Source organism: Oceaniovalibus sp. ACAM 378, from assembly GCF_008085915.1.
GTDB lineage: Bacteria > Pseudomonadota > Alphaproteobacteria > Rhodobacterales > Rhodobacteraceae > Oceaniglobus.
The window spans coordinates 1-12457 of sequence record NZ_VSJK01000016.1; the positions used below are offsets into that span (position 1 = coordinate 1).

The 12457-nt window shown below is 58.3% G+C and carries 10 protein-coding genes and 2 pseudogenes; 9 read left to right on the top strand and 3 right to left on the bottom strand.

Features of this window, described 5'->3' with window-relative positions; all coding sequences use genetic code 11:
- Positions 1 to 197: pseudogene (locus FQ320_RS19110) on the bottom strand (IS6 family transposase); the annotation flags it as partial.
- A gap of 650 nt (positions 198 to 847) precedes the next feature.
- On the opposite strand from FQ320_RS19110, the gene FQ320_RS19115 reads away from it, so the two are divergent.
- The 3 genes and pseudogenes from FQ320_RS19115 to FQ320_RS26900 form a co-directional block, all read left to right on the top strand.
- Complete coding sequence (locus FQ320_RS19115; RefSeq protein ID WP_148474943.1) at positions 848 to 1987, top strand: Gfo/Idh/MocA family protein; 1140 nt, start codon at positions 848 to 850, stop codon at positions 1985 to 1987.
- 36 nt (positions 1988 to 2023) lie between these two features.
- A complete protein-coding gene (gene manD, locus FQ320_RS19120; RefSeq protein WP_148474944.1) occupies positions 2024 to 3250 on the top strand; it encodes a D-mannonate dehydratase ManD in 1227 nt (408 codons plus the stop codon).
- A gap of 335 nt (positions 3251 to 3585) precedes the next feature.
- Positions 3586 to 3707: pseudogene (locus tag FQ320_RS26900) on the top strand (2-deoxy-D-gluconate 3-dehydrogenase); the annotation flags it as partial.
- A 12-nt stretch (positions 3708 to 3719) separates the two neighbouring features.
- Here FQ320_RS26900 and FQ320_RS19125 read toward each other — a convergent pair.
- Positions 3720 to 5084, bottom strand: a complete 1365-nt coding sequence (locus tag FQ320_RS19125; RefSeq protein WP_148474945.1) for an MATE family efflux transporter — start codon at positions 5082 to 5084, stop codon at positions 3720 to 3722.
- A gap of 119 nt (positions 5085 to 5203) precedes the next feature.
- Positions 5204 to 5893, bottom strand: coding sequence for a GntR family transcriptional regulator (locus FQ320_RS19130; protein ID WP_148474946.1), 690 nt, complete (start codon positions 5891 to 5893; stop codon positions 5204 to 5206).
- Between the two features lie 327 nt (positions 5894 to 6220).
- Here FQ320_RS19130 and FQ320_RS19135 point away from each other — a divergent pair, with 327 nt between their 5' ends.
- The 6 genes from FQ320_RS19135 (at position 6221) to FQ320_RS19155 (ending at position 12448) form a co-directional block, all read left to right on the top strand.
- Positions 6221 to 7324 carry an ABC transporter ATP-binding protein gene (locus FQ320_RS19135; RefSeq protein WP_148474947.1) on the top strand — a complete coding sequence of 368 codons (1104 nt, stop codon included), beginning with the start codon at positions 6221 to 6223 and terminating at the stop codon, positions 7322 to 7324.
- Positions 7321 to 7710, top strand: a complete 390-nt coding sequence (locus tag FQ320_RS26080) for a hypothetical protein (protein ID WP_222861649.1) — start codon at positions 7321 to 7323, stop codon at positions 7708 to 7710. The genes FQ320_RS19135 and FQ320_RS26080 overlap by 4 nt, the downstream gene beginning before the upstream one ends.
- On the top strand, positions 7711 to 8316 hold the full coding sequence (locus tag FQ320_RS26085) for an ABC transporter permease subunit (protein ID WP_222861659.1): 606 nt from the start codon (positions 7711 to 7713) through the stop codon (positions 8314 to 8316). It begins immediately after the preceding gene.
- Between the two features lie 66 nt (positions 8317 to 8382).
- Positions 8383 to 9210, top strand: coding sequence for a carbohydrate ABC transporter permease (locus FQ320_RS19145; protein WP_370513085.1), 828 nt, complete (start codon positions 8383 to 8385; stop codon positions 9208 to 9210).
- 29 nt (positions 9211 to 9239) lie between these two features.
- On the top strand, positions 9240 to 10790 hold the full coding sequence (locus FQ320_RS19150; protein WP_255509612.1) for an extracellular solute-binding protein: 1551 nt from the start codon (positions 9240 to 9242) through the stop codon (positions 10788 to 10790).
- 92 nt (positions 10791 to 10882) lie between these two features.
- Positions 10883 to 12448: an extracellular solute-binding protein gene (locus FQ320_RS19155; RefSeq protein WP_255509613.1), complete on the top strand. Its 1566-nt coding sequence runs from the start codon at positions 10883 to 10885 to the stop codon at positions 12446 to 12448.
- Positions 12449 to 12457 lie beyond the last annotated feature (9 nt).

Sequence of the window (12457 nt, forward strand, 5' to 3'; positions counted from 1 at the left end):
GCGGCAAACTGGGAGCCGAACCGGTTCACCCAATCTCGGATCGTCTCGTACGAAACTGTTACACCGCGTTCGGCCAATAGATCCTCGACGTCACGCAGGCTCAGGGCGAAACGATGGTAGGCCCATAAGGTGTAGCCAATGATGCTCCGCGGAAACCGGAAGCCTTTGATCCGGGACAAATCTTCAATATTCAGCATGGCCGGAGAGTACCCGGGCGTAAAAGCTTCAACAACCTGACAATGCCCCGCAAGACCCTCGGCTGGCGAACACTACCAATCCATAATAGTAAATGTGTCAAGAGTTGTTATGTTCAAGGCGAGTGAGCGGGCGATTTTCCTCCGTAAGGTGCGAAAATCAATAAGCATATATTACAGATTTGTTCGATGACGCTCAGCCGTCTGCAAGGGTCTTTCGCTCTTCTTCATGACTCTCATCCGTCACAGGGTTCAGATTTGCGGCAAGCCTGGAACGCGTGTGGGCGCTTCCGTATCTACAGCTGATTTTTCGACGTTTTGGCAGAGCTTCAAGTCGTGGGTCAGCCCTCACGATGTGGCTAGTCTGACGCCACGGGCCGGTATGCTGTCCGGAAGACTGCGCCGATATTGGCTGCGGGGTATGTTTCGGGTCAAAGGCGACTGGCTTGATTGAAACAATGAACCAGAACCCCTCGATTCTTAAAAACCTTGGATTTTTCCACGGAGGCTGACACCAACCAGGCTGATCGGCGGGTTGGGTTAAAGGTCTGCCACGATACGCCGATCTTCGACCATGGATTTTTCCGATTGCGTCTCTCTGACATGCCATCTAGGCTACTAGTAGTCCAAATCCGCATGAGGGGGGTAAGTTGGTGGAACGCAAATTGAAAGTGCTTGTGGCCGGGACCGGTTTTGCCGGAGAGGGTCATGCCAAGGCCTTTCGGTGGGCCGGCGCCGAGATTGTCGGCATCGTGGGTCGAACACCGGGTGTGGTCAGCGAATTGGCCGAGAAGTTGCAAATCCCCTGTGCGAAAACCGACTGGAAATCAGCCCTCGAAGAATGCCAGCCGGACATTGTATCGATCGCGACGCCGGGCGGCGCCCATTATGAACCGATCAGGCAGGCGATCGAGTCCGGCTGTCATGTCTTTTGTGAAAAACCCATGACCGATCGTGCTGAAACCGCAACCGAGCTTTACAATCTCGCGCGCACGAAGGGCGTCAAGACGGCCTATGCTGCTAGCTTCCGCTATGCCCCGGGCGTCCTGCACGCCAAACAGTTGGTGGCCGAAGGCGCGATTGGCGAGCCTGTCGAAGTCGAGTGCATGTCCCACTTCAATCTCGAGCGTAACATCCCGTTTGGATGGTCGCACAGGAAAGAACAGGGCGGCGGCCGTCTGAACAACAACTTCACCCATACCCTTTCAATCGTGACTTCTGTCCTGGGCGACAGGATCATGTCGATCATCGGCGAGGTCCGCGACGATCTGGGCCGCGCGCCCATTGTCGAGGGCGTGCACAACTTCGCAACGCGCCGGGACTTCATCCCGAAAGACCTCGACGACCCATCGCTCAATTGGGGCGAAAGCAATGTCGAATGGTCCTATACCGTTCTCGCCCGGCTGGAGAGTGCGTTTGCCGAAAAGCCCGTCTCGGTTCTGTTCAAGCATGGCGGTCTGGTGCCCCGGTTCCACGAGGATCACATTGTGTTTTATGGCACCAAGGGCGCGATCTATCTGAAAGGGCACTATGGCAGCGGGCCAGTGTATCTTTGGGGGGCGGACCGAACTTGGCAGGAGTTGTCTCTGCCCAGCGATATTGCTGACACGCTTCCGGATGTGGAGGGTGAGACCGAGCAGTGCTGGCACTATCTGGCACGGGAATTCGTCAGGGATATTCTGGGCGAAGCGGTCCCGGCCTACCCGACATTCAAGGAAGGCAGCCAGTATCAGCAGATCATCGAATTGATCCGCAAGAACGACAATTGGACCGATGTATCCCACCTCGCATGAGGCACCGCCCATGCCCAGCCCAAGGAGACCTGAACAATGAAAATCACCGGCGCCACGGTCTTTGTCGGCGGACCCGCCAAGAACTATGTCACGCTGAAGATCATGACAGATCAGGGGGTGTACGGTCTGGGCGATGCAACGCTGAACAATCGCGAAACCCTGCCTGCTGCCTATCTCAGGGACTACCTGATTCCCAACCTGATCGGCATGGACCCCCGCAACAGCGAGGATATCTGGCAGCTTTTCTATCGCGGGGCGTACTTCCGACGCGGGCCTATCGCAATGGCGGCTTTTGGCGCCATCGACATGGCGCTTTGGGACATCAAGGGCAAACTGGCCAACATGCCCCTCTATCAGCTTTTCGGTGGCAAAAGCCGGGAGGGAGCGCTGGTCTATGCCCATGCCACCGGGGCTGACCTCGAGGACCTGATAGACTCGATCAGCCATTATGTTGAGCAGGGCTACAAGGCGGTTCGCGTGCAATGCGGCATTCCGGGGATGCCTACAGCAAGCTATGCGGTGCCGGACAAGAAAGGTGATGTTCGCAATTACATCACTGATTACAGCGGCATCAAACCCAAGGTCGAGATCTGGGACACCGACCGCTACATGCGCTACATGCCCGGTGCGCTGGCGGAAATCCGTGGGCGGTTCGGTGCGGACCTCAAGATCCTGCACGATGTGCATCACCGACTGCTGCCGCGCGAGGGAGCCGAATTTGCCAAGGCGGTTGAACCGGTGGGGCTTTTCTGGCTGGAGGACCCGACACCGGCCGAAGATCAGGACGCGCTGAAGCTGGTCCGTCAGCATTCGACGACACCGATTGCCATCGGAGAAGTGTTCAACTCGGTCTGGGACTGCAACAAGTTGATCGAGAACGAATTGATCGACTACATCCGGCTTGCCGCGACCTATGCGGGCGGCATCACACCGCTGAAACGCATTGTCGATCTTGCAGGCCTGCATCATGTACGCACCGGCTTTCACGGCGCCCCCAGCCATTCGCCAATCAGCATGGCGGCGCAGTACCATCTGAATGCATGGGCCCCCAATTTCGGCATCCAGGAATATCTGGTGCTGGGCACCCCAGAATGCGACGCGCTGTTCCCGTCCGGGCACAGGATGGAAAATGGCATGGTCTTTGTCAGTGATGCGCCGGGGCTGGGTGTCGACTTCGACGAGCAAGAGGCGGCGCGCTATAGCTATTCGCCTGGCAGCCACCCGGTTGTTCGCCTGCTGGATGGCACGATGTGGAACTATTGACCGGCGCCATCAATTTAAGGAATCGTCCACCGTACGGGTCAGGACCGGGCAAACCAGATCGCCCTCGCTTCAGGTCTCTGGGATTCTTCCTTGGCTGGCCCGACATACCGGACGTGCATCAACGGGCAGACCTTCTGGCCAAGCGCAGTGTGATTATCGATGGTTTGCCTCCTGAGTTTGGAAATTCGGGCCCGAAATCGCAGACAGGACTGAGAGACGTCGTCGTTGGATCAGTCTCGACTGGCACGTGGACAAAAAAATTCCTGCGCCGGTGAAAATGTTGATTGTTCCGACATAGGTTCCGTCCAGCCCACAGCACTCAAACAGGGTTCAACATGGCTGGTCTTTTCTCACTGTCCGGGCGCAAGGCGCTCGTGACGGTGCCGACACTGGCATAGGCCAGGCCATTGCCGCGGCTCTGGCGGGGCAGGGCGCCCATGTGATCTGCGCCGGGCGCTGAATGCCGGGCTCAGTCCACGATGGGCCGCCGTTTCCAGTCGCCCTTGAGCATGCGCAGGTGGAAGGGCGGGAATTTGACCAGCTCTTCGGCAAGCAGAAGCGAAAAGATCCATAGGACCGGCATCTGGAACCAAAGCACCATGAGTGCCGTGGCGGGCACGCGGAACAACCATTGCGACCAGACAAAGATATGCATGACGTACACCGTTTCCCCGCCCGCGCGCAGGCTGTTGCCGCAGATCGCGTTTGATCCTTTCGGAAAGGGAAGCAGTAGCAGAATCGGCAGGAAACTCAGGAGGGTGGCCTGCGTTTCCCGATTCAGATCGGCATATATCCACGGCGATCCGAGACATATGCCCGCGAAGACCACAGCGACGAGCGCGGCAAGAAACAGTGCGACCTTCCATGCGTCGGCAAGGAAGGAGTCGAGGTCCTGTTCGGGGATACGCCGCCCCAGCAGCTGCGCCACAAGGATGCCCGTGGCCTGGGCCCAACTCATGCCGGCTGTGCCAGCCACGTTGATCCATGGCATGATGAGGGTCATCGCGGCGAACTGGTTGATCGGGAGTTTGGCATAGATCATGCCGCAGACACTCATGGCGATGGTGGCGCTGGAGAAAGTGGCGGCGATCGGCAAGGCAAAGACCAGATGCCTGCGCAGAGTGGCCGCAAAAGTGCCGTTCCGCCAGCCTGGCACCCGCAATAGCGCGGCGCGCCGGGACAGCAGGACTGCGGTCAGAAAACCGACTTGCAGGAACGAAGCCAGCGCGCTGCCCAGTGCCGCCCCGACAACACCCAGTTCGGGCGCGCCGAACAGCCCGTGGATCAGGATGATACTGGACACGATGTTGATCGGGACCGCGACCACATAACTGAGTGCGGGCAGGCGGGTTTCGCCGCAGCCATTGAAAAAACCTGTCAGACACTGGCCGATGGATTCGGCCAGAATAACCACGGCGAAAACCGCCAGGTAACTCCGCGCCTGCGTCGCGATCCAGGCATCATGGGCCAGCACGTCGATGATTGCCCCGGCGGTGAGACCGAGAACCAGTAGGCCGATAAGAACCGCGGCGACATTGATGGTCAGGCCGGCGATCAGGGCCGATTTCATGAACACATCGTCGTCAGAGCCAAAGGCCTGGGCAATGCGGATCTGGGTTGCGTTGGAAAACGCCACGATCAGCCCAAACAGCAGCCCGGCGATGGAGGCCGAGATACCTAGTACCGCGACCGCTTCCTCGCCGAGAGACGAGACAAGGTAGGCATCGATCACCACGATTCCGTGCAGCAAGACGGCCTTCAAGGCCATTGGCCAAGCCAGATGAAACACTGCACGGTTTGAGGGAATGTTGTGAGTAAGGGGTTTGTTGCTCATGTCACATGGTCCAGCAGCCCGCCAGAGCGGGCGCAGATGGCATCACGTCGTCCGCCCGGGATATTCGGGACGGCACGTGGTTTTCAAAGGATCGTCGTCCGCCTGGGAACGAAGGGGCTTCAGCCGTCCTGCGGCTCGAAGTAGTTGGCATTGGTGACCTCGATGGCCTCAATGGTGGCATTCAGCCTGGACAGGTGCAGCATACCAATCTCTACGGCGCGAGCCTCGTCTCCATCTACAATCGCGGCAGCAATCGCTTTGTGGTCGTTCAGAAGTTGCGGCATCCGGTCTTCCTTGGAGAGCCCCAGCATGCACAGCCGGTCGACCTTGGCCTTTTCCTGCGCGATGACATCGAACGCAAAATCTACGCCGGCGATGTCGCACAAGGTTTGGTGGAATTCATAGTCGAGCGCGCCGAACTCCCGGTGGTCGCCCTTGGCGATGGCCGCCTTCTGACGGTCCAGACAGTCATCCAACCGGACCTTGCCAAGCCTGTCGCAATGGCGGGCAGCGCGGCGCAGAACCTCGGATTCGATCGAGGCACGCACAAAGCGCGACTTTTCGATTTCACGCGATGAAAAGCGTTTGACCTCGGTCGCGCGTTGCGGACGGATCACCAGCAGATCCAGATTGGCAAGACGGGTAAAGGCGTCACGCACAGGTTGGCGCGAAACCCCAAACTGCGCGGCGATATCGGCCTCGGAAATCCTGTCGCCGGGCCGCAGGCGCAACGAAGAAATTTCGTCATAGAGACTGTCGAAAATTTCGTCGACCGTGGTTCGTCGGTCATTGGTGAGGGTCTGTTGCATCTGTCAATTTTCCTTGTGCATCGTGGGCTTATAGTCGCGTCGCTGTGAAACACCAGTTCCCGGCCTTTGCGTTATTATGAAGGCCTGTCTGATCCGCCATGGGTTTCGAAAAGTCCGGGCGTCAGTTGGTGGTCAGCATGTTTTTCTCGTCTTCGTTAGGGGCAGATTTGCGGCTTGAAGCCTCATAGAATCATTTCGAGACTAGTATTCCAGTTTTAAGACTAGTATACCAGTTGGAAGTTTTTAGCGAATCGGATGTTCATCAATCTGTCGTTTGCGGGAACAAAACAAGGGACCTGGCGGGTTCAAGTCAACATGGGGGGGGACATGTCTGGAGTTCGTTTACAGGGCATCACCAAGGCGTACGGTGCGGTGCAGGTGGTTCATGGCATCGATCTTGAGGTGCAGGAAAAGGAATTCGTCGTTCTCGTCGGTCCATCCGGCTGCGGCAAGTCCACCACGCTGCGGATGATCGCCGGGTTGGAAGAGATCTCGGACGGCGATCTGACGATCTACGGCCGGCATGTGAACCGGGTCGCTCCCAAGGATAGGGACGTGGCGATGGTCTTCCAGAACTACGCGCTTTACCCGCATTTGAACGTCGCCGAGAATATCGCCTTTGGTCTGCGTATCCGCAAGGAAAGCAAGGAGCATATCGCCGCGTCGGTAGCCGAGGTTGGCGGCATTCTGGGTCTGACGCCCTATCTCGATCGCCGCCCTGCCGACCTGTCGGGCGGTCAGCGCCAGCGGGTTGCGATGGGCCGCGCGATTGTGCGTCGTCCCAAGGTGTTTCTGTTTGACGAACCTCTGTCGAATCTCGATGCCAAGCTGCGCACGCAAATGCGGGCAGAGATCAAGCGGCTGCACAAGCGGCTTGGCGTGACCTCGATCTATGTGACCCACGATCAGGTCGAGGCGATGACACTGGCGGACCGGATCGTCGTCATGCACGACGGGCGGATCGAACAGATCGGCGCGCCGATGGATCTGTTCCTCAATCCGGCCAATACCTTTGTGGCCGGATTCCTCGGTTCGCCACCGATGAACATGGTCAAGGCCAGAATCGTGGCGGGCGAGCAGGGTCCTGTGGCGGAATTTGACGGCCAAAGGATACTATTGCAGCAGATTGCGTCGTTGCAGAATGCGGTGGGCCAAGAGGTGATCCTTGGCATCCGTCCGGAGTTTGTAGTTGTGGCGGCCGAGGATGCGCCAGGGCGTGTCAGCATTGATGTCGACCTGGTGGAAACCCTTGGCTCCGAGGCGCTGGTTCACGCAAGCCTGATGGGCGAGCCCTTTGTGATCCGCACCGAAACGGTCGGCCAGATGGATGTGCTGAACTGTGTGTCCGGCTTTACCATCCCGCCGCATCTGGTTCGCGTTTTCGACGCCGCATCGGGGATCGCGCTCCCGGGTCAGGTGCATGAACAATGACAAACGAATTGGACCCCTCCGTCGGGCAGACGGAAGAACTTGTAGTAGAGGCGCGCGAATCCCAACGCGTCCGCAAGCCGGGCCGCGTCGTGCGGGTGGGCGACCATTTCAAGCGGGAATGGCAGCTATATGCGATGCTGATCCCGACGATCATCTGGCTTTTGGTATTTCTCTACAAGCCGATGTACGGGCTGCAGATCGCGTTCAAGGATTACTCGATCTTTCGCGGTGTGGCGAACAGCCCCTGGATCGGGCTGGAGCATTTTCAGACATTGTTTGGCAATGACCAATTCCTGAGGGCGCTGAAGAACACGATCATCATCTCGTTTTACGGGCTGATCTTTGGCTTTCCGATGCCGATCGTGATCGCGCTGATGTTCAACTAGATCCTCAAGGACTGGTTCAAGAAGACGGCGCAGACCATCGTCTATCTGCCGCATTTCGTGTCTTCGGTGATCATCGCGGGCATCGTCATCACCGCATTCAGCCCCTCAGCGGGCATTGTGAACACGATCCTGGGCTGGTTCGGGATCGACGCGATCTATTTCCTGACCAAACCAGAATGGTTCCGGCCGATCTTTGTCGGTACCGGCATCTGGCAGGAGGCCGGGTTCCAGTCGATCGTCTATCTCGCGGCAATCGCGGGCGTCTCTCCTACACTGTATGAATCGGCGGTGGTGGATGGCGCGAGCCGCTGGCAGATGATGTGGAAGATCACCATTCCCTCGATCATGCCGACGATCATCATCATGCTGATCATCCGTATCGGGAACATGCTCGAAGTGAGTTTCGAGATGATTATTCTGCTCTATCAGCCGGCAACATTCGAGACGGCCGACGTCGTCAATACCTTCATCTACCGCCAGGGCATCCAGGGCGGCCAATACGACCTTGCCGCAGCCGCGGGCCTGTTCAACGCGGTGGTGGCCTTCGTGCTGGTGATGACGGCGAACACGATCTCGAAGCGCTATTCGCGCACGTCGCTTTGGTAAGGGGGGAAGACCATGACCAACATGAATCTCTATTCTCGCGGCGACAAGCTTTTCGTGGTCGTCAACATGGTGCTGATCGCGCTGTTCACGCTCTCGACGCTCTATCCGTTCATCTATATCGCCTCGCTGTCCATGAGTACGGGTTACGAGGCGCGGGCCGGCAATGTGATCCTGACCCCGGTCGGGTTCACGCTGGAAGCCTATAAGCAGGTGCTAAGCGAGCCGCTGTTTTGGTCGTCCTACGGCAACACCTTCATTTACACCATCGGCGGCACGTTGATGAGCCTGGCGTTCATCATCCCCGGCGCCTACGCCTTGTCCAAGCCGCAGCTTTACGGACGACGGTTTTGGAACCTGGTGGTGGCCTTTACCATGTGGTTCAACGCCGGTCTCATCCCGTTCTTTTTGAACATGCGCGACCTTGGACTGCTGGACAGCTATTTCGGCATCATCATCGGTTTCGCGGTGAACGGCTTCAACATCATCCTGCTGCGCAACTTCTTCGAAGGTATTCCGCAGTCCTTCGAGGAAGCCGCCCGGATGGACGGCGCCAACGAATTCCAGGTTTTGTGGAAGGTCTACATGCCGCTGTCGAAGCCGGCGATTGCCACGGTGGCGCTGTTTTGCATCGTGTCGCGCTGGAACGGCTTCTTCTGGGCAATGGTCCTGCTTCAGGACGAGGACAAGATCCCGCTTCAGGTCTATCTGCGGAAGGTCATTGCCGAGCTTTCCGATGACGAGGAATTCGCCACATCACTGCTGTCCGCCGCCTATTCGTTCGAAACGGTGAGCGCCGCGATCATCGTCTGCTCGATCATCCCGATCCTGCTGATCTACCCGTTCCTTCAGAAATACTTCTCGAAGGGCATCCTGCTGGGCGGGGTCAAGGAATGAACCGAGTAATTTGCAACAGGGAGGACAACATGCGAACCTTTAAACTGTCACTTGCCATGCTGGCGACTACCGCGATGACGGCCCCGGCCTTTGCCGAAAGTCACCTGCCGATCGTGGACGAGCCGCTGGAACTGACGATCCACATGCACTGGGACAGGGCGCAAGGTTACGATGAAAACTATGCCGTCGAACAAAAGGCTCGCGAACTCACCAACGTCCATCTGATCGACGCCACCGCTGGCCGGAACAGCACGGACCCTCGCGAAGCGATCAACCTTCTGCTGGCGCAGGGCGATCTGCCCGACATCGTCGGCAGCCAGCTGCTGTTGCAGCCGGTCAACCAGTATGGCCCGGAAGGCGCCTTTGTTCCGCTGAACGATCTGGTCGAAGAACATGCGCCCAACATCAAGAAGTTCTGGGAGGAACATCCTGGTCTGGTCGAGGCGATTTCGGCGCATGACGGCAATTACTACTACATTCCGTACCTTCCCGACGGTAAATATGGCCGGGCGTGGTACGTGCGGCAGGACTGGCTCGACAAGCTGGGGCTGGAACAGCCCGATACCGTCGATGCGCTTTACGATGTGCTGGTGGCGTTCCGGGATCAGGACCCCAACGGCAACAGCCGAAAGGACGAAGTGCCCTTCTTTGTCCGCGACTGGGAAGAGGCGATCCGGCTTGTCACACTTTGGGACGGGCGCTCTTCGGGATCGGACACGCCGCATGATTTCATGATCAGCGAAGCAGGCAAGGTGGTGCATCCCTATGCGCAGACCACTTATCGCGACGGGCTGGCCAATATCGCCAAATGGTATCAAGAAGGGCTGATCGACGCGGAAATCTTCACCCGCGGAACCAGCGCGCGCGATTTTCTGCTGGGTGAGAACCTGGGCGGCATGACGCACGACTGGTTCGCCTCCACCTCTGGCTATAACGCCGCGCTTGGGGACCGGATCGAGGGCTTCAATTTCATCCCCTTCCTGCCGCCAAAATCGGTGTCGGGTGTGCGGATGGAGGAACACCGCCGGATCCCGATCAAACCCGACGGATGGGCGATCAGCTTTAGCAACGAGCACCCGGTCGAGACCATCAAATATTTCGATTTCTGGTTTTCGGAACAGGGCAGCCTGCTGTCGAACTTCGGCGTCGAAGGCGAAACTTGGGACATGATCGACGGCGAGCCGGTGTTCAAGGACGAGGTTCTCAACAGCGATCAGGCCGTGAATGCCCAGCTCTGGGCCGTGGGCGCGCAGATCAAGAAGGGCTATCCGCAGGATTACCGCTATGAATGGCAATGGACTGCGGATGCTGCCCGCGAGGGGATCGAGCTTTACGACAGCGAAGATCTGCTGGTCGATCAGTTCCTCGGTGTCGCATTCAGCCAGGAAGAACAGGCGGTCTATGACAAGTACTGGCCGTCCATCAAGACCTACATGCTCGAGCGTCAGCAAGCCTGGGTTCTGGGCACCGGCGATGTCAACGCGGACTGGGACGGCTATGTCGCGACGCTCGATAAGATGGGTCTCGAAAAGGTTCTGGACGTCATGAACACAGCCTACGCGCGTCAATACGACGGCTGATCTATCCGCGCTCGGGCGGCGTGCCTCTGACGGGCCCGACCCCGGGCAGGGCGACGACTTTGTAGCATATTTTTGCATTCAGGGAGGACATCATGCGAACTTTTAAACTGTCAATTGCTATGCTTGCGACGACGGCCATGACGGCCCCGGCATTTGCCGAAAGCCATCTGCCGATCGTTGATGAGCCGCTGGAACTGACAATCCACATGCACTGGCCCCGCGCCCAGGGTTATGGTGTCGGCGGCGACACGGGCGTGATCTATCCGGTTGAGGAGGTCGCTCGTGAAAAAACCAACATTCATCTGATCGACAAGACCTCGGGCCGCAACACCACGGACAACAACGAGGCGATGAACCTGCTGATCGCCACCGGCGACCTTCCCGACATCGTCGGCGGCAACCTCATCCAGCAGCCGGTCAACCAATATGGCCCCGAAGGTGCGTTCGTGCCGCTGAACGAGCTGGTGGAGGAGCACGCGCCCAACATCAAGAAGTTCTGGGAGGAACACCCAGGCCTGAAGGAAGCCATCTCGGCCTATGATGGCAATTACTACTACATCCCCTATCTGCCCGATGGAAAATACGGGCGGGCCTGGTACATCCGTCAGGACTGGCTTGACAAGCTGGGCCTCGAACAGCCCGACAACGTGGACGAACTGCATGACGTGTTGGTGGCGTTCCGTGACCAGGACCCGAATGGCAACGGCAGGAAGGACGAAGTGCCCTATTTCGCCCGGCAATGGGAGGAAGTGAATCGCCTGCTGACGCTGTGGGATGCGCGGTCGTCGGGTTCGGACACCTATCACGACTTCTATATCAATGATGAAGGCACGGTGGTGCACCCCTACGCGCAGCCAGCCTATCGCGACGCGCTGGCCAATGTGGCGAAGTGGTACGAGGAAGGCCTGATCGACGCCGAGATTTTCACCCGCGGCGCGTCCTCACGCGACTTCCTGCTGGGCGAGAACCTGGGCGGCATGACCCACGACTGGTTCGCCTCCACCTCGGGCTATAACGCGGCGCTGGCCGAAAAGGTGCCGGGCTTCAACTTCATCCCGTTCCTGCCACCGAAATCGGCCGGTGGCGTACGGATGGAAGAGCACCGCCGCATCCCGATCAAGCCGGATGGCTGGGCGATCACCTATAAAAACGAACACCCAGTCGAGACGATCGAGTACTTCGACTTCTTCTTTTCCGAAGAGGGGGCGCTGCTGGCCAACTTCGGTGTCGAGGGCAAGACCTGGGACATGGTCGACGGCGAGCCGGTCTACAAGCCGGAAGTGCTGGAATCGGGCACCCCGGTGAACAGCCAGATGTACTTGGAAGGCGCGCAGATCTATCGCGGCTATCCGCAGGACTACCGCTATGAATGGCAGTGGACCGATCCTGCGGCGCGTGAGGGGATCGAGCTCTATGACTCGGAAGACCTGCTGGTCGACCAGTTTCTGGGCGTGGCCTTCAACAAGGATGAGCAGGCGGTCTATGACAAGTACTGGCCGTCCCTCAAGACCTACATGCTGGAGCGTCAGCAGGCCTGGATTCTTGGTTCGGGCGATATCAAGGCGGACTGGGATGCCTACGTCGCAACGCTTGAAAAGATGGGCTACTCAAAGATCATCGAAGTCATGAATACGGCTTACGTGCGCCAGTACAGCTGATCCTTCCTT